General features: G+C 44.4%; 15 protein-coding genes. 7 read left to right on the forward strand and 8 right to left on the reverse strand.

Annotated features, from left to right (window positions below; translation table 11 throughout):
- Positions 1-130 precede the first annotated feature (130 nt).
- From GMC92_RS04665 to GMC92_RS04685, 5 genes are all read left to right on the forward strand, one after another.
- Entirely contained in the window at positions 131-2,362 is a 2,232-nt protein-coding gene (locus GMC92_RS04665; RefSeq protein WP_155199876.1) for a glycoside hydrolase family 31 protein, read from the forward strand.
- Positions 2,363-2,430: 68 nt separating this feature from the next.
- Positions 2,431-4,038 carry an alpha-glucosidase gene (locus GMC92_RS04670; RefSeq protein WP_155199877.1) on the forward strand — a complete coding sequence of 536 codons (1,608 nt, stop codon included), beginning with the start codon at positions 2,431-2,433 and terminating at the stop codon, positions 4,036-4,038.
- 753 nt (positions 4,039-4,791) lie between these two features.
- Positions 4,792-7,041, forward strand: coding sequence for a 5-methyltetrahydropteroyltriglutamate--homocysteine S-methyltransferase (gene metE / locus GMC92_RS04675; protein WP_049497962.1), 2,250 nt, complete (start codon positions 4,792-4,794; stop codon positions 7,039-7,041).
- 113 nt (positions 7,042-7,154) lie between these two features.
- Complete coding sequence (gene metF, locus GMC92_RS04680) at positions 7,155-8,030, forward strand: methylenetetrahydrofolate reductase [NAD(P)H] (RefSeq protein ID WP_155199879.1); 876 nt, start codon at positions 7,155-7,157, stop codon at positions 8,028-8,030.
- Between the two features lie 132 nt (positions 8,031-8,162).
- Positions 8,163-11,099, forward strand: a complete 2,937-nt coding sequence (locus GMC92_RS04685; RefSeq protein ID WP_155199880.1) for an ATP-binding protein — start codon at positions 8,163-8,165, stop codon at positions 11,097-11,099.
- Positions 11,100-11,239: 140 nt separating this feature from the next.
- On the opposite strand, the gene hutG is transcribed toward GMC92_RS04685, so the two are convergent.
- The 8 genes from hutG to GMC92_RS04725 form a co-directional block, all read right to left on the reverse strand.
- Positions 11,240-12,232, reverse strand: coding sequence for a formimidoylglutamase (gene hutG / locus GMC92_RS04690; RefSeq protein WP_024054987.1), 993 nt, complete (start codon positions 12,230-12,232; stop codon positions 11,240-11,242).
- 82 nt (positions 12,233-12,314) lie between these two features.
- Complete coding sequence (gene hutH, locus GMC92_RS04695; RefSeq protein ID WP_003008651.1) at positions 12,315-13,856, reverse strand: histidine ammonia-lyase; 1,542 nt, start codon at positions 13,854-13,856, stop codon at positions 12,315-12,317.
- A gap of 217 nt (positions 13,857-14,073) precedes the next feature.
- Positions 14,074-15,417 (reverse strand): APC family permease, encoded by a 1,344-nt coding sequence (locus tag GMC92_RS04700; protein WP_155199881.1) that lies wholly within the window; start codon positions 15,415-15,417, stop codon positions 14,074-14,076.
- 21 nt (positions 15,418-15,438) lie between these two features.
- The gene (locus GMC92_RS04705; protein WP_155199882.1) at positions 15,439-16,017 is read right to left on the reverse strand and encodes a HutD/Ves family protein; all 579 of its coding nucleotides are present in this window, start codon (positions 16,015-16,017) and stop codon (positions 15,439-15,441) included.
- Positions 16,018-16,032: 15 nt separating this feature from the next.
- Positions 16,033-17,706 carry a formate--tetrahydrofolate ligase gene (locus tag GMC92_RS04710; protein ID WP_155199883.1) on the reverse strand — a complete coding sequence of 558 codons (1,674 nt, stop codon included), beginning with the start codon at positions 17,704-17,706 and terminating at the stop codon, positions 16,033-16,035.
- 35 nt (positions 17,707-17,741) lie between these two features.
- Positions 17,742-18,371: a cyclodeaminase/cyclohydrolase family protein gene (locus GMC92_RS04715; protein ID WP_155199884.1), complete on the reverse strand. Its 630-nt coding sequence runs from the start codon at positions 18,369-18,371 to the stop codon at positions 17,742-17,744.
- Positions 18,372-18,383: 12 nt separating this feature from the next.
- Positions 18,384-19,283: a glutamate formimidoyltransferase gene (ftcD, locus tag GMC92_RS04720; protein ID WP_003008641.1), complete on the reverse strand. Its 900-nt coding sequence runs from the start codon at positions 19,281-19,283 to the stop codon at positions 18,384-18,386.
- A gap of 83 nt (positions 19,284-19,366) precedes the next feature.
- Entirely contained in the window at positions 19,367-21,397 is a 2,031-nt protein-coding gene (locus GMC92_RS04725; RefSeq protein WP_003008639.1) for a urocanate hydratase, read from the reverse strand.
- A 199-nt stretch (positions 21,398-21,596) separates the two neighbouring features.
- Between GMC92_RS04725 and hutI the strand changes: the two genes are divergently transcribed.
- Together hutI and GMC92_RS04735 are read left to right on the forward strand one after the other, a co-directional pair.
- The gene (gene hutI, locus GMC92_RS04730; protein WP_155199885.1) at positions 21,597-22,844 is read left to right on the forward strand and encodes an imidazolonepropionase; all 1,248 of its coding nucleotides are present in this window, start codon (positions 21,597-21,599) and stop codon (positions 22,842-22,844) included.
- 291 nt (positions 22,845-23,135) lie between these two features.
- Entirely contained in the window at positions 23,136-25,520 is a 2,385-nt protein-coding gene (locus GMC92_RS04735; protein WP_155199886.1) for a phosphoketolase family protein, read from the forward strand.
- Positions 25,521-25,708 lie beyond the last annotated feature (188 nt).

The following is a 25,708-nucleotide window of genomic DNA, read 5'->3' on the forward strand; positions in this document are numbered from 1 at the left end:
AAAGGCTCTGTCAAGTGTTGACAGGCCTTTTTTTGAGTGCTATAGTAAAATCGTAAGCGTTTACCTAGTGAAGCGAAGCAGATGAAAAGAGGGCGAGTCAGATGCCCTATAAAAAGAGGAGGACAGACAAATGGCAGGACCAGTCATAGAGGGAGAAAACTATCGGATATCCGTATTAACGGAATCTTTGGTGCGCTTGGAATACTCTGAAGATGGTGTTTTTGAAGATGGTCAGACGCAAGTTGTACAACATCGAGATTTTGGACCTGTTGCCTGTGAGGTCGTAGAGACAGAAGCTGTTCTCGATCTTCATACAGAGCATCTCCACCTCCATTTTGAAAAGGGACCTTTTGCCCCGGATCGGCTTTTTATCGAACTCAAGGGTCAGTATGCAGTCTATGGGAGCCGGTGGCATTATGGAGATCAGCCGGAGACCTTAAAGGGGACCAGTCGGACGCTTGACGAGGTCGATGGGGCTATGGAGTTGCAAGATGGGATCTTGAGCAAGGCCGGTTATGCTCTTTTAGACGATTCCGCTTCCTATTTGTATGATGACGAAAGCGGTTTTAGAGCACGGCCCTATCCAGAAGTGGATCTGTATTTCTTCGGTTATGGACGCGATTATCTAGGTGCCTTGAAAGATTTTTACCATCTGACAGGACAGCCACCCCTCTTGCCACGTTATGCTCTGGGAAACTGGTGGAGTCGCTATTGGCCTTATACCAGTCAGGAGTATACAGATTTGATGGATCGTTTCAAAGCAGAAGGGGTGCCTCTTGCTGTCAGTGTGATCGATATGGACTGGCACAAGACGGCGATTCCTGCTCGCTTTGGAAGTGGTTGGACGGGTTATAGTTGGAACCGGGATTTGATTCCTGATCCAGCTGCCTTCTTACATGGTCTTCATGAGCGTGGTTTAAAGGTGACCTTAAATGTCCATCCGGCAGATGGAATTCGTGCTTTCGAAGATGCTTATCCCATGGTCGCAAAACGCTTGGGATTAGATGCTGAAAAAGAAGAAGCGGCTAGCTTTGACTTTTATAGTCCAGCTTTTCGCGAAGCTTATTTTGAAGATGTCCACCATCCTTTGGAAGATCAAGGAGTGGACTTTTGGTGGATTGATTGGCAGCAAGGTAGTCATGGCAAGATGGATCCCCTTTGGTTGTTAAATCACTATCATTATCTAGACAATTGTCGAACAGGCCAAGCTGGTCTCATCTTATCGCGTTATGGGGGTCCTGGCAGCCATCGGTATCCGATTGGTTTTTCAGGGGATACTATTGTGACTTGGGAATCTCTAGCATTTCAACCATATTTTACCAGCACAGCTTCCAATATCGGCTACACCTGGTGGAGTCATGATATCGGTGGCCATATGCGGGGCTACTATGATGAAGACTTGGCTCTGCGCTGGTTGCAGTTTGGGGTCTTTAGCCCGATCAATCGTCTTCATAGTTCCTGTAATGCCTTTAACAGTAAGGAACCGTGGTTTTACTCGTCTGAGACCTGTCGCTTGATGAAGCGGTATTTGCGCCTGCGCCATAGCTTACTGCCTTATCTCTACACCATGAATGTGGCGACGCACGAAGAAGGACTGCCTTTGGTTCAGCCTCTCTATTACCATTACCCAAACGAAGAAGAGGCTTATGAGGCTAAAAATCAATATTTCTATGGCAGTGAACTCATGGTGGCCCCAATTACCGAAGCGCTGGATCCTGTCTTTCATAGTGCTTCTGTGAGTGTTTGGTTCCCAGACGGCGTTTGGTACGATTTCTTCCATGATTGGAAGTATGAAGGAAGAGGCAAGCTCACGGTCTTTAGGACCAGCCAGGATATTCCAGTCTTTGCACGTGCAGGAGCCATCATCCCTATGGATGCACAACCACAGACAGGAGTGGACCTTCCAGAAATGCTAGACTGGCATCTCTTCCCAGGTGACAATCGTTCCTTCGTACTCGTTGAAGGAGAAGGAGCTGGCAAGGTTGAAACCCGCCTAACAGTCGATTGGGATGAAAGAAAGATTAGGCTGGATCTATCAGGTGATCTAGCGCTGCTTCCTGAAAAGAGACAGCACCGTTTCTTGCTCCATACCTTTGAGACGGACCCTATCATAGTGGACAATCAAAGTCAAGAAATTGCGATGGGTGAGCTGCAATCGCATCCGATTGCCAAAGAAGATCGGATGTTTGAGCTCTTAAAATCTGCCAACCTGGCCTACGATAGGAAAAACGAATTATTTGCGGCTTGTTCAAAAGCCAAGGATTGGAAACAGTTGATGAAGGTCATCACGCCTTTGGAGGAAGGCTTGCGCCAACGTCTCTTTGAAGTGATTTATTCCAGTGAAGAGAATGAATACTTGTAAACTCTTGCAATTTCACCCCTATTTTTGTATGATGAAAATGATTTCACAATCATAAAGGAGAAGAAAAAATGGAACAAAAATGGTGGCATAATGCCGTAATTTACCAAGTTTATCCAAAAAGTTTCAAGGATAGTAATGGCGATGGCATCGGGGATCTCAAGGGGATCACGAGCAAGCTAGACTATCTGGAAAAGCTAGGGATTACAGCCATCTGGCTCTCACCAGTCTACAAGAGTCCCATGGATGATAACGGCTATGACATCTCGGATTACGAGGATATTGCTTCCATCTTTGGTACCATGGAAGATATGGAAGAATTGATCGCAGAAGGTCATAAACGCAAGATCAAAATTATCATGGACTTGGTGGTCAACCATACCTCTGATGAGCATGCTTGGTTTATCGAGGCGCGTGAACATCCAGAAAGTCCAAAGCGGGATTTCTATATTTGGCGCGATGAGCCTAATGGTATTATTTCTGCTTTTAGTGGCTCTGCTTGGAAGTTTGATGAAGCTTCAGGTCAATACTACCTGCATAACTTTAGTAAGAAGCAACCAGATCTCAACTGGGAAAATGAGGAACTCCGTCATCAGATCTATGACATGATGAATTTCTGGATTGATAAGGGAATTGGTGGCTTCCGTATGGATGTGATCGATATGATCGGTAAGATCCCAGATCAGGAAATCATCAGCAATGGTCCCATGCTCCATCCTTACTTGAAGGAAATGAATCAAGCGACCTTTGGTGATAAGGATCTGCTCACGGTGGGAGAAACTTGGGGGGCGACTCCAGAGATTGCCAAGCAATACTCCAATCCGAAAAATCAAGAATTGTCCATGGTTTTCCAATTTGAACACATTGGCCTTCAATACCAACCGGGTCAACCAAAGTGGCACTACGCGAAGGAATTGGATGTGCTTAAATTGAAGGAAATTTTCACCAAGTGGCAGACGGAATTAGGAGAAGAGGAAGGCTGGAATTCCCTCTTTTGGAACAACCACGATTTGCCACGGATTGTGTCCACTTGGGGGGATGATGGGAACTATCGTGTCAAATCTGCCAAGGCTTTAGCGATTCTGCTTCACTTGATGAAGGGAACTCCTTATATCTATCAAGGGGAAGAAATCGGGATGACCAATTATCCATTTAAGACCCTTGAGGACGTAGAAGATATCGAGTCGATCAACTATGCTCATGAAGCCTTAGAAAAAGGTGTGCCGCTCGAAGTGATCATGGATCAAATCCGCCATATTGGTCGGGACAATGCTCGGACACCGATGCAGTGGAATGATGAAGCAGAAGCTGGCTTTACGACAGGTCGTCCATGGCTTGCGGTCAACCCAAACTACAAAGAGATCAATGTGGAGGCTGCCCTAGCAGATCCAGACTCTATTTTCTATACCTACCAAGCCCTCATTGCTTTGAGAAAAGAGTACCCTTGGCTTGTGACCGCTGATTATGAATTGGTGGACGCAGCAGACAAGGTTTTTGCCTACAAGCGGGTAGAAGGAGAGCAAGCCTATCTGGTGGTTGTCAATCTCTCCAGTCAAGAGCAAGACTTACCGCTCGTCAATGGGGTTGAAGAGGTTCTCATTGCCAATACCAAGGTAGAACAAGTCCTCGAATCAGGCAAGTTAGCCCCTTGGGATGCCTTCTGTGTTAAATTAGCCTAATACAATTAAGGAAAATAGAAGAAATTACTTCCTCGTAGAAGCAGGTCTTTCTCAGTAGAGAAGGCCTGTCAGAATGAGGACGAAGTCATCTAAAAAACTTTCCTTAGGTGAGTACGGACGTCAGCGAACTTCTACGAAGTTTCAAGACTAAATCAAGATACAAAGGGCGACTGTGGATAAAGGCAAAATAGGAAGTTTGACGCAGAATCTTTTGATTCTAGAAAAACTTATCTTTTTGACACAATCCGCAGCCCGTGTTCAATTCGTATTGAGCCCCTTCGCTCTTTAATTTCTGGGCTCAGGCTAAAACAGTTTCCCAAACTGTTTTACTCTCAAAACTCCCGAGTGCTAGAAACAATAGTGTTTCTAGCACTTTTCTCACGGCGGAAAGTTTCAGTAGTTGATAGAATCATTCTAACGAACACATTTTTATAGAATTTCTTAGATTTGTAAACAGAAGCAGTTTGTTTATGCTTGCACAGGTCTTTCTCGATAGAGAAGGCCTGCTTTACTTTTTAGAGGCCGTCCTTCTAGCGGAATCCGCTCAAAATCTGCTCAAAAATGGTTTAGGGACGCTTGGGCTATAGGAAATATTTATAAGGAGTCCTAGTTTTTGCTTTTGAGCTCTGGTCTCAAGGCCCATTAAATCTGTGTTATAGTTTTTGGCTATATCAAAATTCGTGTAAAAGCAATTATACAAGATGCCTATCTTCTGATATGATAGTGTCAATTAGAATTTTTGGAGGACACAACATGTCAACTACAATTATCGGTTTCCCACGTTTGGGTGAATTCCGTGAATTAAAATTTACAACTGAAAAATACTTTAGAAAAGAAATCTCAGCAGACGAGCTCTTGGCAGCTGCTAAAGACTTGCGTGCTAAACACTGGAACATTGTTAAAGAACAAGGCATCTCAGAGATTCCTTCAAATGACTTCTCACACTACGACAATTTCCTTGATGCAGCCTTCCTTTTCAACGTCGTGCCTGCATCTGTTCAAAACTTGGATTTGACAGACCTTGAACAATACTTCGCTTTGGCGCGTGGTTACCAAGGTGAAAAAGGGGATGTGCGTGCCCTTCCAATGAAAAAATGGTTCAACACCAACTACCATTACATCGTTCCTAAATTTGAAAAAACAACAGAAGTGAAATTGGCTGGTCACAAGATTTTTGATGAGTACCAAGAAGCTAAAGAATTGGGGATCAACACTCGTCCAGTAGTCGTTGGACCATTCACTTTCCTTCAATTATCTGACTTTGAAGATGGTGTGAAAGCGGAAGACTTCGTTGACAGCTTGGTTGCTGCTTACCAAGAAGTCTTTGCTAAATTGGCTGAGCTTGGTGCGACTCGTATTCAACTCGATGAGCCAGCTCTTGTTAAAGATTTGACAGCTGAAGAAAAAGCTCTCTTCTTGAACCTCTACAACAAACTCTTGGCTGACAAGAAAGGTCTTGAAGTCTTGATCCAAACTTACTTTGGTGATGTTCGTGATGTCTACAATGACCTTGTAAACTTGCCAGTAGATGGTATTGGTCTTGACTTTGTTGAAGGCAAGAAAACACTTGAATTGGTGAAAGGTGGCTTCCCAGCTGATAAGACCCTTTATGCAGGTATTGTGAATGGGAAAAACATCTGGCGCAACAACTATGAAAAGAGCTTGGAAATCTTGGATCAAGTTCCAGCTGAAAAGGTTGTCTTGACGACTTCTTGCTCCCTTCTTCATGTGCCATTTACAACGGCTAACGAAGATTTTGAACCAGCTATTTTGAACCACTTCGCCTTTGCAGTTGAAAAATTGGGTGAATTGCGTGACTTGGATGCCATCCGCAATGGTCAAGGGGCAGAAGCTCTTGCTGCTAACAAAGAACTCTTTGCAACAGAACGCGTTGGAGCAAATGCTGAACTTCATGCTCGTATCGCAGCTTTGACAGAAGCAGACTACACTCGTTTGCCAGCTTTCGCGGAACGTGAAGAAATCCAAAAAGAAGCCTTCAAGCTTCCAGCACTTCCAACAACTACCATCGGTTCATTCCCTCAAACTAAGGAAGTACGTGCCAAACGTTTGGCCTTCCGTAAGGGTGAATTGACACAAGAAGAATACGATGCCTTCCTTGCTGAAACGATCGACGAATGGATCAAATGGCAAGAAGAAGTTGGATTTGACGTGCTTGTACACGGTGAGTTTGAACGAAACGACATGGTTGAGTACTTCGGTCAAAACTTGTCTGGCTACCTCTTCTCTAAGAATGGATGGGTACAATCATACGGTATGCGTGGGGTGAAACCACCAATCATCTGGGGAGATGTGACTCGTCTTAACCCAATCACTGTGAAATGGTCTAGCTACGCACAAAGCCGTACAGATAAACCTGTTAAAGGGATGTTGACTGGACCTGTTACCATTCTTAACTGGTCATTCCCACGTGAAGACATCTCTATCAAGGATTCTACTCTTCAAATCGCTCTTGCTATCAAGGATGAAGTTCTTGACCTTGAAGCTGCAGGTGTGAAAATCATTCAAATCGACGAGGCTGCTCTTCGTGAAAAATTGCCACTCCGTCGTAGCGACTGGTACGAAGACTACCTTGACTGGGCGATTCCAGCCTTCCGTTTGGTACACTCAACTGTCGCACCAGACACACAAATTCACACTCACATGTGTTACTCAGAATTTACAGATATCATCCCAGCGATCGACAACTTGGATGCTGACGTTATCTCATTTGAGGCAAGCCGTTCAAACCTTGAAATCTTGGATGAGTTGAAAGCGAAAAACTTCCAAACAGAAGTTGGACCTGGGGTTTACGATATCCACTCACCACGTGTCCCACAAGACGGTGAAATTGATCATACTATCGAAGCAATCTTGGCCAAAGTACCAAGTGGCAAAGTTTGGATCAACCCTGACTGTGGTTTGAAGACTCGCGGAATTAAAGAAACAAAAGAAAGCTTGATCAAGCTGGTTAATGCCGCTAAAGAAGCGCGTGAACACTTGTAAGAAATGTTTCGAGGACCTTCTATCATCGTGTAGAGGGTTTTCGAAGCGTTCCCTTATCCTAGAAATAGTGGCTCAGAGTTCTTGATCAACGAAACAAAAGAAAAGGATAGAATATGTCACAACACACACCGTCTCTGTCATTTGAAGTTTTTCCTCCAAATCCTGAAGTAGGCAATGCCAAACTCTTACGTGCCTTGGCAAATATGCAGGAGCTAGCTCCCCACTTTATTAGTGTGACCGCTAGCAATAATAAATACAATATCAAAGAGACGACGGTTGCTTTAGCCAATTACATTCAAAATGAATTGTCTATTCCGACGATTGCTCACTTGCCAGCCGTTTATTTGAGCAAGGAAAAAGTGGCCGATACTCTTCATGAGTTAGATGAAGTCGGGGTTCATCGGATTTTGGCTCTGCGTGGGGATATTATCCCTGGTGTGGAACCTTTAAAAGACTTTCGTTATGCAACGGATCTGATTGAATTTATTAAAACAGAAGCTCCCCATTTTGAGGTGATTGGTGCTTGCTATCCTGAGGGACACCCAGATTCTCCAAACCAAATTTCAGATATTCAAAATCTTAAAAAGAAGGTAGATGCAGGGTGCTCTAGCTTGGTCACTCAACTTTTCTTTGACAATGAGCGTTTCTATGATTTTCAAGATAAGTGTACCTTGGCTGGGATCGATGTTCCCATTCATGCAGGAGTGATGCCGATTCTCAATCGTAATCAGGCCCTTCGTCTCCTTAAGACTTGTGAAAATGTTCATATTCCACGGAAGTTTAAAGCGATTTTAGACAAGTATGAGCATGATCCAAAGTCTCTTCGCGCAGCTGGCTTGGCTTATGCAGTCGATCAAATTGTTGATTTGGTTACTCAAGATGTGGCTGGAGTCCACCTTTACACCATGAACAATGAAGATGTCGCTTACCACGTCTACCAAGCAACAAAGGCGTTATTTGATCATCAACCGAATTTTGAAGGGAATTAATCAACACTTTTAGTAGAAAGTGTAGAGATTGAGAAAGAATCGTTCTCAATCTCTTTTTATTTGGATAAATCACTTGCTAAAAGCCAACTTTTTTTTTATAGTATTAATATGAAGTTTTTGGAGGCGCTTGCAATGAAGAAAGATCTCACGTTAAAGTTATTTGGACCCCCTAAGGTTGTTTTCAATCAGAAAGATATTCGGTTTTCTTTCTCAAAGATGGAGGCCTTGCTTTATTATTTAGCGGTCATGGGCCAAGTCAACCGTGATGAAATAGCCGGTATCCTTTGGGGAGATAAGGAAAACCAAGTGGCTCGCAAAAACTTACGGAATACGGTTTACCAAGCCAATAAAATCTTTGAAGGAGATATCATTGCCTCACCAAGCCGGAGTAGTTTGGCCCTTAATCCCGACTTGAGTCTTTCGTTGGATGTTCAGCTCTTTGAAAGAGATCCACTAAGTGCCTTGGATCTCTATCAGGGAGACTTTCTAGAGGGCTTCTATGTCAAGGATGATGAAGACTTTGACCAGTGGGCTTCTCGCAAACGAGATGCTTATAGGAAGCTCTATGTCGAAAGTTGCTATCAAAAAATTGAGCAGGTCGGTTTTGCAGATCCTAGTATAGAACTCTTGCTCCATCATTTGGTAGAGCTGGATGAATTTGAAGAGAAAAACTACCAGCTCTTGATGGAGTATTATAGCTTCCACCACCAGCTAGGAAAATTTTTCGAGACCTATTATAAGCTAGTCGATTTATTGGATCGCGAGCTCAGTGTGCGTCCCAGTCGAGCGATTGAGGAACTTTATCACTCCGTTTTGGAAGCCAAACGAACTCATAAACTGACCAATCGCTTGAATATCCGTGAACTTTCCTTTTTTGGTCGGAAACAAGAACTCTCGCAACTCGAGGAATACCTTTCCTTAGTCGAGACAGGTGAAGCGGTAGGTCCTTTTCTCGTGATGGGGCAATCTGGAACAGGTAAGAAACGTCTGTTGCGACAGTTGGTCTTGATGTCCAATCGCAGTTTTAACTTTATCAAGGTGGAAGGAAAAGCTACCAGTCAGCGCTATGAAGGAAGCGCCTGGAATGATCTCAGACAAGCGCTAGAGAAACTGGGGGATGAGATGGGGCTTTCCCTTCTGGAAGAGGAGGATGATCTCATTTCGGTATGGAATCAGCTTCAGAGCCTTAGCAAAGAAAAACCGCTCCTGATCCTACTTGAAAACGCCCAGTGGTTCGATGCAGTGTCTCTAGAAAAAGTGAAACAACTAGAGGAGAGAAGAAACCAGGAGAAATGGCAACTAATTTTCACAGCGGAAGAGCCTCTGCCAGCTTCCTTCGTCAACTTCTTGGGGGGCTTGAAGGTAGAGAAACGCTTGTCCCAACTAGAGTTGACCAATTTTGCCCCAAGTGAAAGTCGTGCTCTCTTGAAAGGGGAACTGGGGGCGATAGAGCCGGCAGTGATGGAGCAGATGGTCGAATGGAGTGAAGGCAGTCCGTTCTTACTATCCAGCTATATCGAAGAGTGGAAAGAAAATGAAAATTTAGAGCCCTTGCCGGATATCATTCAAGCTTATCTTACTCAGGAGCTTGGGGATATGAGCAGCGAGGAAGAGGCTCTTCTACACTACCTATCTTGTTTTCATAAGCCAATTTCTCTGTCTATCTTGGCAGAATTGACGGCTACAGAGCTTCCTGTTTTGACAGAATTAATCGAGCCTTTATCTGAAAGAGCGATCGTCTCAATCGTAGAAGAAGGAGAGGCTCTCATGGTTCAATTTTGCAAGCAATTGGTAGCCATGTACTTTTACCATCTCCTCTCGCCTGCTAGACGGCGACTCTTCCACCAACAAATTGCGCAAAAATTGGAAGAAAGCTTAGAAGATGCGACGGACCTTCTTCTTTATAAGGAAATTGCCTACCAATATAAGCAATCGCAAAATCTTTTGCGTTCCATATCTTTTGAGTTGACCTACTTAGAAGAAATTCTTCAGCTGGAGCATGAGCTGTTTCCGATTTATTCCAAGGTAGATGAGGGGTTCCTATCAGATGGTACAAATAGCCATTTGGACATTTTTGGAGAGCTATCCCGCATTCGCCAAGAATTAGATAACCTCTTTTCAAGGCACCAAAGAGATAGAGAATACAAGCATTTACAACTGCGTTACTTGTACTTAGAAGGTCGCTATTTTATTCGAAGTGGGGAGTATCAAAAGGGGATTCATGATATCCAAAAAGTCATCTCCTATGCGCGGGAACTCAAGCAATCCGACTTCCTCTTAGAGGGTTATCGGCAAATCATTTATTATTGCATTCAAACGGAAAATATCTCTGAGATGGCCTATTATACAGATTTAGCTTTGGAAGATGCCATCCAAGCTAATAATCATGAGGTCATCGCGATCCAGTTGCGTTTGAAGGGCTTGTATCACCTGATGGTTGGGGATGAGGAGCAGGCAACCCGGCATCTGTATCGCTCCATTGATTGCTTTAGTTTGACCAATAGCATGCAGGCCAAGTATGCCATTCAAATTGCGGCTTCTTTGGCCTATCTCGCTGAAATCGAGCAAATTAGGGGCCATTTCCAAGTAGCTGTCACCCACTTAGAAGAGGTTCTGCGTTTGGTGGGAGATCAAGCTGTTGATTCCGTCCGTGTCGTCTTTGATATTGATCTTGGGATCGCCTATTATTGGAAGGGAGATTTGATCCAAGCTCGCCGCTGTTTTGACAGAGCTCAGAAGATTTTGTCCAGTGTTCGCTTCCCTTGGAAGGAAGAATTGCTCGAATTTTACCAATCCTTAATTGCTTGTCAGCAAGGGGATCAGGAGAAGGTTGCGGATTATCTGGCTCGAAAAGAAAGGACGATGAATCCATCTGCCAATTCACGGGATAAGGGGATGGTTCATTATCTATTAGCTTTCTTATCTGATCAAAAGGAGAAGGGAATAGAGCTTGCTCCTGCCCTGAGAACCTTTTTGAAAGAAGATAAGAATTACTACAAGAAGGTGGCAGAACAACACTTGAATCCTTACAGAGATCGTCAGTTTCTTAAGAAATTAAAAGACCTGTAGTGTCTCTTATCTAAATCATAAGTGAAGGATAAGAGGCCATGCCTCCTTTCAGGCAAAGATCATTGTGCTGAAAATGAAAAAAGCATAGAAATACCCAAGCAATGAGTGTTTCTATGCTTTTTACGTGTGTAGAAATCTTCTTAGTTCAGTTTTTGTTGCGCCAATATTTGGGTCAAGTAAAAGATAAAGGTCGCAGCAAGGTTTGAAGTATGATTGTCAATGTCATGAGGAGGAGAAACTTCCACGACATCAAATCCGATTAGCTTACCACTAGCAGCAATGTGTTGGAGAAGCAGGAGGGCTAGTTTAGGATCGACACCAAGTGATTGGATGGCGCTAACACCAGGAGCAGAGCCGACCGCAAAGCAATCCATATCAATAGACAGATAGATCGCGGTTTGGTTTTCTAAAAATTGATCGATTCGATCCAGAATGGCTTGGTGGCTCATCTGGAAGAGATCTTGGCCAGTTAAAAAATCAATGCTTGGTGTTTTAGCAACGTAATTAAAGAGGAAGAGGTTATTATTGTGCTCTTGGATCCCCAGGATGAGGTAAGGGAAGTCCTGACCTTTTTCTTTAGCATGATCAGCCATTTGACGAAAACCTGTTCCAGAATTGGGACCGGTTTGGTCGTAAGGTCGCAAATCAAAGTGGGCATCCAGATTGATCACAGCCAGTTGTTCATCTTTTTCTAAACTGGATTGAATCCCTAGATAGTGGCCGTAAGCAGTTCCGTGACCGCCTCCTAGGACAATGGGTTGGATCCCTAATTGGTACATGCGCTGGATCGCTTGTGAGAGGCTTTCTTGGAGTTCTTCTAGTGAATGGTTAGGCCCGTCAATATTTCCCACATCATACACTGTCACATTGGTTCCCCAGTGCCATGGAAGTTTAGCGATTTGAGAACGGATGGCTGTAGGACCCTCGACTGCTCCTACACGCCCATTATTGATATAGACTCCTTTGTCACTCTTAAAGCCGATGATCCCAAAGGTCATACCCTCAAATGGAGTGAGGGTCTCGTCGTTTAGGTCTAAAAATTTGGTGACCATTCCCCATTTGGCCGTGTAGGGATTGTCCTCGATGCTACCTTGGTAGTAGCTGTAGGTCATTGGATAGTAGTTTGTGAGCAAGCTTGTCGCCTCCCTTATTTTTCTGAAAGCAGGCAGAGGCTGAGAAGATCGCCAGCCTCTGTTTTGCTTTATTCTTACTGTATCAGTATTGAATGCTTAAGTCAACTGCTTTTTCGATGGTTGCTAAGAATTCTTCGCTTTCGACAACAGCAGATGCTTTATTAAGTTCTTCAAAGATTTCGATATCTTTGTCAAATTCAATGAAGTTCAGTTTTTGACGAATCAGCTCATAAGCTGGTTTTGTACCTTTACCAAGTTCATGATTTTCTGGCTTGAGATCCAAGGCTTGGCAAGCTGCCATGATTTCAGTAGCAACGATGCGACGTGAGTTTTTAAGAATTTCTGCTGCTTTACGAGCGGCAGTCGTTCCCATGCTGACGAAATCTTCTTGGTTTTCACAAGATGGAATAGAATCGACACTAGCAGGGTGAGCCAAAATTTTATTTTCCGATGCAAGGGATGCACAAGCATACTGGGTAATCATGAAGCCTGAGTTGAGTCCAGGGTGTTTGACCAAGAAGGATGGTAATTTACTGAGTTGGCTGTTGACCAAGCGTTCCACCCGACGTTCAGATACGTTCCCAATTTCAGAAAGGGCAATGCCTAAGAAGTCAAATGGTTGCGCCATTGGTTCACCGTGGAAGTTACCTCCTGAGATGACGTGTCCTTCTTTGGTAATGATTGGGTTATCTGTGACAGAGTTGATTTCGATTTCAACTTTTTCTTTTACGTAAGCAATAGAATCCTTGCTGGCTCCATGGATTTGAGGGATACAGCGAAGTGTATAAGGATCTTGTACCCGTTGTTGAGTCGCAACAGTGGTATTCTTGCTTCCTTCAAGAAGGTTACGGATGTTGCGAGCAGTTGCCAATTGTCCACTTTGTGGGCGGATGGAATGAAGGTCTTCTTCGAATGGACTGGTAATTCCATTGTGAACTTCCATTGAGAGAGCACCAGCGATATCAGAGAGTTTGAGCAATTGGATACCATCATAAGTCGCAAGAGCACCGATACCGGTTAGGACAGTCGTACCATTGATCAAGGCAAGCCCTTCTTTAGCAGCTAATTGGATCTTCTCAATTCCAGCACGATCTAAGGCTTCTTGACCACTGAGAAGTTCTCCTTTGTAGTAGGCGCGTCCAAGACCCAACATTGGTAAAACCATATGAGCAAGTGGTGCTAAGTCTCCAGAAGCTCCGAGAGAGCCTTTTTCAGGGATATAAGGAGTGACTCCTTTGTTGAGCAATTCTAACAGTTTTTCAACAGTTGACAGACGAATGCCAGAATAACCTTTCAAGAGTGAGTTGATACGGATCAGCATGATGGCACGAACGGCATCTTCAGGAAGTGGATCACCGAAGCCAGATGAGTGAGTTCGGATCAGGTTTTCTTGCAGTTGAACAGTATCTTCTGGAGAGATGCTGACATTACAGAGGGAACCAAAGCCAGTGGTTACACCATAGACGACTCGTTTTTCACGGACAATGTCATCAACGATTTTACGGGATGCGATAACGGCTTCTTTGGCTTGTTCATCAAGCTCACATTGGGCACCGTGCCGAGCTACAGCGATGACTTCTTCGAGTGTTAAGCTATTACCATCTAAATGAATCAATTGAGTCATATAAAACCTCCGATTATGAATAGTTGTTCTGTGGAAGTAGTGTTGTTTACTTCGGTTTGAATACCAAACATGAGCCCATTGTCTATTGATCTTAAGAAATTTGAGAAGAGTCTTAGAGAAAAGGGCTCAGGTTTGACATTCGTGGAGTCCTAGATGGGTTAGGGAGCAAAACCGAGCTTCGCTCCCGTCTCTGTTCCCATCTACTGTGTAAAGAAAATTAGTGAGGAAGGGTTTTAGATTTGTGTAGTTTATCACCGTGGAAAACAAAGTAGAGTCCACTTGCGATCACTAGGCCGATGGCACCCCAAACAAAGTTCATCATGTTGTCCCCTGCAATCATCAAGATACTGATCACAACGGCTAGAACTGGGATAACGGGACCAAATGGTACTCGGAAGGTAACCTTTTTGTCTGGGTACATTTTTCTGAGTTTGATGGCTGCCAAAGCAGTTGGAATGTATTGGAAGAAACGGAAGACAACACTGAAGGTTGCTAATGTTTCGAAAGAGCCAGATAACAAGAGTAAGAAGGCGAAGATACCAGAAATGATAATGGCAATGACAGGGGCATTCTTAGAGTTTGTTTTTCCAAGCCCTTCTGGCAAGAGTTTTTCAGTTGCTAATGCGGCACCAAAACGAGGGACCATGATGGATTCACCGATGTTTAGACCGGCGATTGAAATGAGGGCTCCGTAAGAAACGAGTGGAGCTCCGATAGGGCCAATCATTTCGACAAATGCGTCTTGTACCGGTGCACCGGTTTGCATAATGCGACCACCAAGCATGGCGATTGTTCCAGCGATGATCAACATGTAGAGAACAGATACAATACTGATAGAACCTAGAATAGCGCGGGGAACGTTCTTTTCAGGGTTGCGCATTTCCCCTGCAACGATAGACATGGTTTCAAATCCGATGAAACCGTAGAAGATGTAGACGGCTGTACTAGAAATAGAACTGAAGAGACTTGTTCCACTTTCCAATTGAAGGAAAGGTGTGAAGTTGCCCTTGCTTATCCCGCCAGAAATGAAGAAGATGGCAAAGAGTGAGAAGAGGACAATGGGGATTAATTTTGCAACAGTAGCTGTCAGAGTGAACATCTTAGAGGTTTTCAGACCGGCGATGTTCATCAGACTCAAGAGAATCAGCATACCGACACTGATCGGAAGGTTGTAGCCTTCAAATGCTGGGAAGGTAATGATGAAGATCTTAGCAAAGCCGGCTAACATGGCAGCCCAGGCGATAACAGTAACGGCCCAACCGAGAATCCCAACGTTAAAGCCAACGAAATCTCCAAAAGCGGCTTTTGAGTATTGCATAGCTCCACCGTTTTTATCGAAGTAGCCAGCCGTTTCAGCCAGACAGGCTGATAGTAGCATGACGAGAATGGCTACTCCGAACATGACAGCTAGAGAAGCTGGTCCAAGGCCAGAATATATTTTTTGAGGGAGGAGGAAGATACCAGATCCGATTACGGCGTTGATACCGTATAGAGTGGCACCACTAAAGCTGAATTTCGCTTTTTCTTGTTCCTCAATCGACTGTTTATGTGCTCCGTTCATAATGTTTCTCCTTTGTGAACATTATTGTAGTCCAGTCCAGATAGCAATCGGTTGCTCCCCAGACTGATGGGGTAAAAACGTGATTGTCATCTCTTGAAGAGGAGATGCTTGTTCGATCACCAGGAGCTCGTGAGTTTGGAGGGTTTGAGAATGATTGGTTCCCCATTCGAGTGTTAGTAGACAGAGAGCGTAGATCAATTGATAGCGACTCTGACTTTTGACACTCTCTTTTGGGGATACAGCACTCATATGCCCCTGATAGGAAGGTTTGTAGATCAGATTAAAATCTTGGCAGGTCCCTTGACTAGATACAGGATCTCCCCCATCAAAGAAGTAGCTTTGAAAGGGGTTCAAAACCACTTCTTTATGGTGATGGGTGAGCCTAATGGAGGCATTCAAGGGCATCAAGATTCGGTGGTAGCCCGTGAGATCGGTAAAGTTACTTTTTTCAACCTCTACCGTTGCAGTAGAGAGGCGGAAGTCAAAGGTCCGATCTGGATAGCTTCCTCCCTCTGGGAAGAGAAAGAGTTGGGTGGTTTGGCCACCGGACCAGGTAGAAATTTGATAATCTGCGGGGGTAAGATGAAGGAGAGTCACCATAGGACGCCTTCTTTCTTAAAAGAGACCAGTGATATTGCCGTGGGCATCGATATCAATCTTTTCACTGGCAGGAACTTTAGGTAGCCCAGGCATGGTCATAATGGTACCAGTGAGAGCTACGATAAAGCCAGCTCCGGCAGCCACCTTAAGGTTACTGATTTTAACTGAGAAATCTTTTGGTGCTCCCATTTTCTTCGCATCATCCGAGAAGGAATATTGCGTTTTGGCCATACAGATTGGGTAGTTCGAGAAGCCAAGAGCTTCTAATTCTTTCAGTTCGCGTTTGGCCGCTGGTGTTAAGCTGATGCCTTTACCACCATAGACTTTTGTGACGATCTTGGTCAATTTTGTTTCAATGCTGTCTTCTTCGTCATAGACATAAGAGAAGTGGTTTTCTTCTTGAGCCAGTTGAATGACTTTTTCAGCCAAGTCACGACCACCAGCTCCACCATGTGCCCAGACATCTGAAATGACCACATCTACATGGCGTTTCTTACAAGATTCATAGACAGCTTCTAGTTCAGCCTCTGTATCCAGTGGGAATTTGTTAATGGCAACGACCACTGGTAGACCATAGACTTCTTGAATGTTGGCCAAGTGTTTGTCTAGGTTTGGTAGTCCATCGATAACGGCTTGGACATTTTCGGTAGCCAAGTCTGCTTTGGCAACTCCACCATGCATCTTGAGAGCACGGATGGTTGCGACGAGGACAACGGCAGCGGGTTTGAGCCCGGCCATGCGGCACTTGATATCGATGAATTTTTCAGCACCGAGGTCTGCTCCAAAACCAGCTTCTGTTACGACATAGTCTGCATATTTGAGAGCTAGTTTAGTAGCTAGCACACTGTTACAGCCATGAGCAATATTGGCAAATGGTCCGCCGTGGATGATAGCCGGAGTATGCTCCAAGGTTTGTACCAAGTTTGGATGGATGGCATCTTTGAGAACAGCTGCCATGGCACCTCCAGCCTTGAGGTCTTTGGCTGTCACTGGTTGTCCTTGGTAGTTGTACCCAATAATGATGCGATCGAGGCGTTCTTTGAGGTCAAGGATATTTTCTGAGAGACAGAGAATGGCCATGATTTCAGACGCCACTGTGATGTCAAAACCATCTTCACGAGGAACTCCGTTTGTCTTTCCTTGAAGGCCATCGACAATATGACGGAGTTGACGGTCGTTCATATCGACCACCCGTTTCCAGGTAATGCGACGAGAATCGATGCCCAACTCATTGCCGTGGTGAATATGATTGTCAATCAAGGCTGCAAGGAGGTTGTTGGCAATCCCAATGGCATGGAAGTCTCCGGTAAAGTGAAGGTTGATATCTTCCATTGGAACCACTTGGGCGTACCCGCCACCGGCAGCTCCACCCTTGATCCCAAAAACAGGGCCAAGAGAAGGTTCGCGCAGGGCAATGACGGCTTTTTCACCAATAGCTGAAAGAGCATCGACCAAGCCAACAGAGGTGGTTGTCTTTCCTTCTCCAGCAGGTGTAGGAGAGATGGCTGTCACAAGGATCAGCTTTCCATCTTCCTTATCCTTGAGTTGTTCCAGTTGGTTGCTATCAATTTTTGCCTTGTATTTTCCGTAGAGCGAAATATCGTCTTCGGTCAATCCAAGTTCAGCAGCAATATCGGTGATGGGCTTCATTTGGACAGAATTGGCAATTTCAATATCCGATAAAACCATAGAATCCCTTCTTTCTTTATTTTTATTTGCTAGGTTTAAGATAGACTTTCTAAAATGGTTTGGTAAATATTGTCTGCAAGATCAGAACCGGTTTGGAGAAGTTTGAGTCCCTTACCGTGGTATTCTTGAACGAAATCTTGGTCCTTGATTCCTGAAATGTTGATCAAGACATTGAGCCAAGCCCCTTGAAGGCCAGCTTTAAGATTCAGAGCAGCTACCCCTAGGTCACTAGCCGCATTGGTGTTGGACTTGCTAACAGCTTCTTTGGTGGTTTCAAGAGCCTCAACGATGAGCTCCATCATAGAGAAAGGAGATTCAGTTGCCTGTTTCAAGGCTTGTTGCATAGCTTCGCGACGAGCGGCTTTCTCTTCTTCGGTTTCTTTTGGAAGATCAAAGACAGCTGATACGACGTTGAAAGCTTCTGTATCTTTATCGATGGCTTCTAGTAATTGGTCTTGGAGTTGAGCGCTTTTTTCATGAACCCCTTTGATGTGGTCTTCAAATTCTGCGTATTTTTTCTTTCCAATGGTCAGTTCACAGACCATTTTTGTAAGGGAAATCCCATTTGCAGCGGATAGGGCAGCAGCAGAACCACCACCTGGAGCTGGAGCATCCGAACCAAGGACCTTGGCAAACTCCGTAATACTTAAGTCAACTAGTTTCATAGAACTCCCTTTCTAACCCAACAAGTGATTTTCCAAGACTTGTTTGCTGTAGTCAAAGTCTTCTAATTGTAAGTAGTATTCAGCAGAGTCGATCAAAGCCTTAGCAGGAGCCAGTCCAATGAGTTCTGTTCCGATGATGCGAACACCATAGCGTTGCGCTTCGAAACGAACGGTTTCCACAACACGATACAATGGGAATTGTTCCAAGTTGACCATGTTGATGGAGACTTGGGCGATGTTGCGATCTTCTAGCATGACACCGATCGCTTTACAGTATTTGTATCCACCGCTTGATCCACGAATGATTTTAGAAATCTTATTGGCAATCTCTAGGTCGTCTGTGTCAAGGTTGATATTGAAAGCAACTAGTGGCATACGGACACCGACAGCTGTAACCCCTGCAGTTGGGTGAATCTTGCGTTCACCGTAGTCTGGCTTCCAGTCTTCTTCCAACAATTTTTCTGGCATTCCTTCAAATTGTCCTTTACGCACTTTGGCCAAGTTCTTCCGTTCTGGGCGAGTTGCAGCATCTTCATAAAGGAAGATTGGAATACCTAATTCACGATTGATGCGTTCGGCTACTTTATTAGCGATCTCAACGCATTCAGCTGTAGTGATATCTTTAACCGGAACGAATGGACAAACGTCTGTTGCTCCCATACGAGGGTGTTCGCCTTCGTGCTTGGTCATATCAATGTTTTCAGAAGCGTATTTCACCAATTGGAAAGCCACTTCTTGAATGCTTTCTTCATCCCCAACGAGTGTAAAGACGCTACGGTTGTGACTGGCATCAGACGAGTAGTCTAGTAAAGTGACACCTGGAATACTTTTTGCTGTAGCTGCTAATCCGTCGATCACAGCCTGATTGCGTCCTTCAGAGAAGTTTGGAATACACTCAACAATTTTTGCCATATGATTACCTCTTTTTATAGGAGAAGTTGGGGAGGAGGAGTCTTTGCATTTTCCTCCCCTTTCTCAGTTTTTATTTTTTGATGTTAAAACAATTTTTGAACGGCTTCTTTGACCAAATCTTCATCTGCCAGATACGGAATGGTGATGTGGTCTGTTCCTGCATGGAGACGGTTGTACTCGATCGCTGTTTCAATGGCATGGTTATTCCGTGCCCAGTTCCGACGAGCAACCCCACCCATAGTGTCCCAGGCAATGGCAGACTTGATGATTTCATCGATCCGGTGGCTACCGTCTAGGACGAGACCAAATCCACCGTTGATAGCTTTACCGATACCAGTACCACCACCGTTGTGGAGAGCAACGAGACTCATACCGCGAGCAGCGTTACCAGCGTAACATTGAACCGCCATATCACAAGTAACGTTCGAACCATCTTTGATGTTTGATGTTTCACGGAATGGAGCATCTGTACCAGATACGTCGTGGTGGTCACGTCCGATCATGACCGGTCCGATCTTGCCTTGGCGAATGAGTTCATTGAATTTCAATGCAATGTTAACACGGCCCATGCAATCTTGATAGAGGATACGTGCTTGTGTACCAACCACCAGTTGGTTCTTTTCCGCATCGCGAATCCAGTTGTAGTTGTCGCGGTCTTGGTAGCGACGAGTTGGATCGATCGCTTCCATGGCTGCATGGTCAGTTGCAATCAAGTCTTCGTGTTTACCGCTGAGGCAGACCCAACGGAATGGACCATAACCATAGTCAAAGAGCATAGGTCCCATGATATCTTCTACATAAGATGGCCAAATGAAGCCGTCCTTGTCATCGAGACCATTCTTAGAAATTTCCTTGATGCCTGAGTCGTAAACAGATTTCATGAAGGCATTACCGTAGTCGAAGAAGTAGGTACCTTTAGCTGTCAAAGCTTTAATCACTGCAAAGTGACGAGCCAAGGTTTCATCGACCAAACGGCGGAAGGTTTCTTTGTCTTCTGCCAGCAAACGTGTCCGTTCTTCAAAACTAATGCCAACTGGGCAATAGCCACCATCATAGACGTTGTGGCAAGAGGTTTGGTCAGACAAGAGATGAACATGGACTTGGTGTTCATTGACATATTCAAGCAAGTCTACGATATTACCATGGTAGGCAATCGAAGTGGATTCACCAGCTTCCAGTGCTGCTTGAGCCAATTTCACAGCTTCTTCGGCACTGTCTGTCACTTGGCTAATCCAACCTTGAGAGTGACGAGTTTCGATCCGAGAGCGGTCCACTTCAGCGACGATGGCCACCGCTTTTGCGATTTCAGCTGCTTTCCCTTGAGCTCCGCTCATTCCACCGAGACCAGATGAAATAAAGAGTTTACCGGTCAAGTCGCCATCATCAGGCACACCGAGTTTAAGACGTCCAGCATTAAGGAGAGTGTTGAAGGTACCGTGAACGATCCCTTGAGGACCAATGTACATCCAGCCACCAGCCGTCATCTGACCGTAGTTGGTAACACCCATTTCTTCAGCAATTTCCCAGTCGCGCATGTTGTCATACTCACCGATCAAGAGACCGTTGGTAATGACGACACGAGGAGCTTCCGGTTTCGATTTGAAGAGGCCCAGAGGGTGACCCGATTCAACCACCAAGGTTTGGTCTTCTGTCATGACTTCCAAGTATTTCTTGATCAAGTTGTACTGCATCCAGTTGGCACAGACAGATCCTGTTTCCCCATAAGTGACCAATTCATATGGATAAAGAGCAATTTCAAAGCTCAAGTTGTTGTCAATCATGACCTGCATAGCCTTAGCAGCTGTGCATTTTCCTTTGTACTCATCGATTGGTTTTCCATAGATGCGATCTTTTGGACGGAAGCGATAGCCATAGATCCGACCGCGAGTTTTTAGTTCTTCCAGAAATTCTGGAATCAACTCTTGGTGGAATTTTTTAGGAATGTAACGCAAAGCATTTTTAAGGGCAATTTCAGTCTGAGCTTGCGTTAAGCGGAAGCCTCTATCAGGTGCTCGACGGATGCCTTCTTGAAAAGTCGCCTTTTCAGGTAGGACATCAAAGTCAAGTTTGACAGACATAGCAGCTGCAATTTCTTTCTCGTCTATAAATGACATAGCAGAACCCTCCTTATAGTTGGACTGTGAATTTGTATTTTCTTTATTGTATCCAAGAAACGTCAATAAAGAGTCAAAAAAAAATATAATTTTTAATAAAGCAAAAAAAAATGAGGGGAAAACTTTTTGACTTTTTTTTGACGCTTTTTCTGTAGAATTGTAAAATGAATAACGATGGAAATAGAAAGGAATGTTTCATATGTCAGCTGATATCCTATTAACCCACTTTAACCAATTGTTTTGTCCGAATGATCTGGGTCATCCTCTCTATGGTAAGGAGATGGCAGAAGCGCAAATCCTTTCCGATGCTTATATTGCCATTAAAGATGGAAAGATTCTTGCAGTTGGGACAGGTCAACCAGACCCAGAACTGATCGATGACCATACGGAAGTGAAATCCTGTGAAGGAAAAGTTGCGACTCCTGGCTTGATTGACTGCCACACCCACTTGGTCTATGGAGGCAGTCGGGAGCATGAATTTGCGAAAAAGTTAGCAGGTGTTTCTTACTTAGACATCCTCGCTCAAGGCGGTGGAATTCTGAGCACGGTTCGGGCGACACGAGAAGCTTCCTTTGACACCCTCTATGACAAGTCCAAACGACTGTTGGATTACATGTTGCGTCATGGGGTGACTACTGTCGAAGCCAAGAGTGGCTATGGTTTGGATTGGGAAACTGAAAAACGCCAACTAGATGTAGTAGCTGCCTTGGATCGTGACCATGAAATTGATCTGGTATCAACCTTTATGGCAGCCCATGCGATCCCAACAGAGTACAAGGGCCGTTCCCAAGAATATTTAGATCTCATTGTGGAACAAATGCTTCCAAAAGTGAAGGAAGAAAAGCTAGCTGAGTTCTGTGATATCTTCTGTGAAAAAGGTGTCTTTACAGCAGATGAATCTCGCTATCTTCTTTCTAAAGCTAAGGAGATGGGCTTCAAGCTACGGATCCATGCCGATGAGATCGAGTCCATTGGTGGTGTTGATGTGGCGGCTGAATTGGAATCTACAAGCGCAGAACACTTGATGGTGATTACGGATGAAGGCATTCAAAAACTAGCTGCAGCAAAAGTGATTGGAAATCTATTGCCAGCTACAACCTTCAGCCTCATGGAAGATACCTATGCACCGGCTCGTAAGATGTTGGACGCTGGCATGGCCATCACCCTAACAACGGACAGCAACCCAGGGTCTTGTCCGACAGCCAATCTCCAGTTTGCCATGCATCTGGGTTGCTTCATGATGCGCCTAACTCCAGTAGAAATTCTCAATGCGGTGACCATCAATGCGGCCTATTCAGTTGATCGTGCTAAAACAATCGGCTCTTTCGATGTTGGCAAACAGGCTGACATTACCATCTTTGATGCACCAAATTTAGATTATCTCTTCTATTTCTTTGCGACAAATCTCGTGACAGATGTCTACAAGAAAGGTCAAAAAGTCATTTAACCTCCTCCATTTCATTTGGGACTTTGCTGGTTTGCAAAAATCAGCAAAGTCTTTTTTTAAAACCTATCCCTGTAGGGAATAGGACCACTTTAGTAGAAAATTAAAATTTGATGTTCAAAGAATATTTTTCTTACTTTCTAATGTACAAAAAGGGAAATTCTTGATAGAATAGAAGTAATATTGAATATTTTCTTCAATATCATCTGTTTGACTGGAAAACAGATTGTTTAAATTATTCATCAAACGAACAGGTTGTTCAACTGACCTGTCTAGAAATTGTGAGGAGACAAGATGACTGTCGATTATAACAGCAAAGCTTACTTGGATAAAGTAGACGCTTGGTGGCGTGCAGCCAACTACATTTCAGCTGCTCAAATGTACTTGAAAGATAACCCATTGTTGAAGCGCGAAGTCGTTGAAAATGACTTGAAAGCTCACCCAATCGGACACTGGGGAACTGTACCAGGGCAAAACTTTATCTATGCTCACTTGAACCGTGCCATCAACAAATACGACTTGGATATGTTCTACATTGAAGGACCAGGTCACGGTGGACAAGTAATGGTATCAAACTCATACTTAGATGGTTCTTATACTGAATTGAATCCAAATATCCCACAAAATGAAGAAGGCTTCAAACACTTGTGTAAGATCTTCTCATTCCCAGGAGGAATTGCTTCTCACGCTGCGCCTGAAACACCAGGATCTATCCACGAAGGTGGAGAACTTGGTTATGCCCTTTCTCACGCTGCAGGTGCTGTATTGGATAATCCAGATGTGATTGCTGCCACAGTTATCGGTGACGGTGAAGGTGAAACAGGTCCATTGATGGCTGGTTGGTTGTCAAATACCTTCTTGAACCCAGTCAACGATGGGGCGATCCTTCCAATCTTCTACCTCAATGGTGGGAAGATCCACAACCCAACGATCTTCGAACGCAAAACAGACGAAGAATTGGCCCTCTTCTTTGAAGGTCTTGGTTGGAAACCAATCTTTGCGAATGTCACTGCAATTTCAGAAGACCATGAAGCTGCCCACGCTTTGTTCGCTGAAAAATTGGACGAAGCAATTGAAGAAATCAAGAAAGTCCAAGCAGAAGCTCGTAAAGGTTCTGCTGAAGAAGCAACTCAACCAGTATACCCTGTCTTGATTGCTCGTATTCCTAAAGGTTGGACTGGTCCAAAAGCATGGGAAGGAACACCAATCGAGGGTGGATTCCGTGCTCACCAAGTGCCAATCCCAGTAGATGCTCACCACATGGAGCATGTCGATGCCCTTCTTTCATGGTTGGAATCTTACCATCCAGCTGAATTGTTCGACGAAACTGGTAAACTAGTTCCTGAAATTGCTGAAATTGCACCAAAAGGTGACCGTCGCATGGCGATGAACCCAATCACAAATGCTGGTGTGATCAAACCAATGAACACAGCTGATTGGAAGAAACATGCCCTTCAATTCAACACACCAGGTGAAATCATGGCTCAAGACATGATCGAATTTGGTAAGTATGCGGCAGACTTGGTAGATGCGAACCCAGATAACTTCCGTATCTTTGGTCCAGACGAAACCAAATCAAACCGTCTTCAAGAAGTCTTCACTCGTACAAGCCGTCAATGGTTAGGACGTATGAAACCTGACTACGATGAAGCCTTGAGCCCTGCTGGTCGTGTCATTGACTCTCAATTGTCAGAGCACCAAGCAGAAGGAATGCTTGAAGGATATGTCTTGACAGGTCGTCATGGATTCTTTGCTTCTTACGAATCCTTCCTTCGTGTTGTAGATTCTATGATCACTCAACACTTCAAATGGTTGCGTAAGTCTAAGACACATACAACATGGCGTAAAAACTACCCAGCCTTGAACTTGATTGCAACTTCAACTGTCTTCCAACAAGACCACAATGGTTACACTCACCAAGATCCAGGTATCTTGACTCACTTGGCTGAGAAAACTCCTGAATACATCCGTGAGTACTTGCCAGCAGATACCAATACATTGCTTGCAGTGATGGACCAAGCCTTCAAGGGAGAAGATGTGATCAACTTGATCGTTTCTTCTAAACACCCACGTCCTCAATTCTACTCAGCAGCTGAAGCGGAAGAATTGGTTCGTGAAGGATACAAGGTGATCGATTGGGCATCAACTGTTTCAGCAGATGAAGAGCCAGATCTTGTCATTGCAGCTGCAGGTACAGAGCCAAACTTAGAAGCTCTTGCTGCTATTACAATCTTGCACAAGGCCTTCCCAGAATTGAAGATCCGCTTTGTGAACGTTATCGATATCTTGAAATTGCGTCACCCATCTGTTGACGCGCGTGGACTTTCAGATGAAGAATTTGACAAAGTCTTCACAACTGATAAACCAGTCATCTTTGCCTTCCATGGTTACGAAGGCATGATCCGTGATATCTTCTTCAACCGTCACAATCATAACCTTCGTGTACATGGTTACCGTGAAAACGGGGATATCACCACACCATTTGATATGCGTGTGATGTCTGAGTTGGATCGCTTCCACTTGGCACAAGATGCAGCTAATGCAGCTCTTGGAGATGCAGCAAGCGCATTTGCAGCGAAGATGGATGAAACAATCGCCTTCCACCATGACTACATCCGTGAAAACGGAGATGACATTCCAGAAGTTCAAAACTGGAAATGGGAAAACGTGAATAAATAAGAAAAGAGAGTGGGACAGAAATCGGTAATTCGTTAGAATTCGATTTCGTCGTCCCACCTCCGCACAGTTGAGTAGGGCTGTAAAAGCTGATGAAATCAGCGTAGTAGAGCCCACTCAACCACTGCGTCTTGCTCGACAATCCAAAAATAATTGAGAGGCTAGGACTTTTGTCCCAGCCTCTTTTGTGA

It is taken from the genome of Streptococcus parasanguinis (assembly GCF_009717775.1).
Classification (GTDB): domain Bacteria; phylum Bacillota; class Bacilli; order Lactobacillales; family Streptococcaceae; genus Streptococcus; species Streptococcus parasanguinis_AG.

Excerpts from the sequence above, each read along its gene's own strand:
- GMC92_RS04685 (WP_155199880.1), top strand. The coding sequence starts at position 8,163 with ATGAAGAAAGATCTCACGTTAAAGTTATTTGGACCCCCTAAGGTTGTT.
- GMC92_RS04715 (WP_155199884.1), bottom strand. The coding sequence starts at position 18,371 with ATGAAACTAGTTGACTTAAGTATTACGGAGTTTGCCAAGGTCCTTGGT.
- GMC92_RS04700 (WP_155199881.1), bottom strand. The coding sequence starts at position 15,417 with ATGAACGGAGCACATAAACAGTCGATTGAGGAACAAGAAAAAGCGAAA.
- GMC92_RS04725 (WP_003008639.1), bottom strand. The coding sequence starts at position 21,397 with ATGTCATTTATAGACGAGAAAGAAATTGCAGCTGCTATGTCTGTCAAA.
- hutH (WP_003008651.1), bottom strand. The coding sequence starts at position 13,856 with ATGACTCAATTGATTCATTTAGATGGTAATAGCTTAACACTCGAAGAA.
- GMC92_RS04670 (WP_155199877.1), top strand. The coding sequence starts at position 2,431 with ATGGAACAAAAATGGTGGCATAATGCCGTAATTTACCAAGTTTATCCA.
- metE (WP_049497962.1), top strand. The coding sequence starts at position 4,792 with ATGTCAACTACAATTATCGGTTTCCCACGTTTGGGTGAATTCCGTGAA.
- hutI (WP_155199885.1), top strand. The coding sequence starts at position 21,597 with ATGTCAGCTGATATCCTATTAACCCACTTTAACCAATTGTTTTGTCCG.
- GMC92_RS04705 (WP_155199882.1), bottom strand. The coding sequence starts at position 16,017 with ATGGTGACTCTCCTTCATCTTACCCCCGCAGATTATCAAATTTCTACC.
- GMC92_RS04735 (WP_155199886.1), top strand. The coding sequence starts at position 23,136 with ATGACTGTCGATTATAACAGCAAAGCTTACTTGGATAAAGTAGACGCT.
- metF (WP_155199879.1), top strand. The coding sequence starts at position 7,155 with ATGTCACAACACACACCGTCTCTGTCATTTGAAGTTTTTCCTCCAAAT.
- ftcD (WP_003008641.1), bottom strand. The coding sequence starts at position 19,283 with ATGGCAAAAATTGTTGAGTGTATTCCAAACTTCTCTGAAGGACGCAAT.
- GMC92_RS04665 (WP_155199876.1), top strand. The coding sequence starts at position 131 with ATGGCAGGACCAGTCATAGAGGGAGAAAACTATCGGATATCCGTATTA.
- GMC92_RS04710 (WP_155199883.1), bottom strand. The coding sequence starts at position 17,706 with ATGGTTTTATCGGATATTGAAATTGCCAATTCTGTCCAAATGAAGCCC.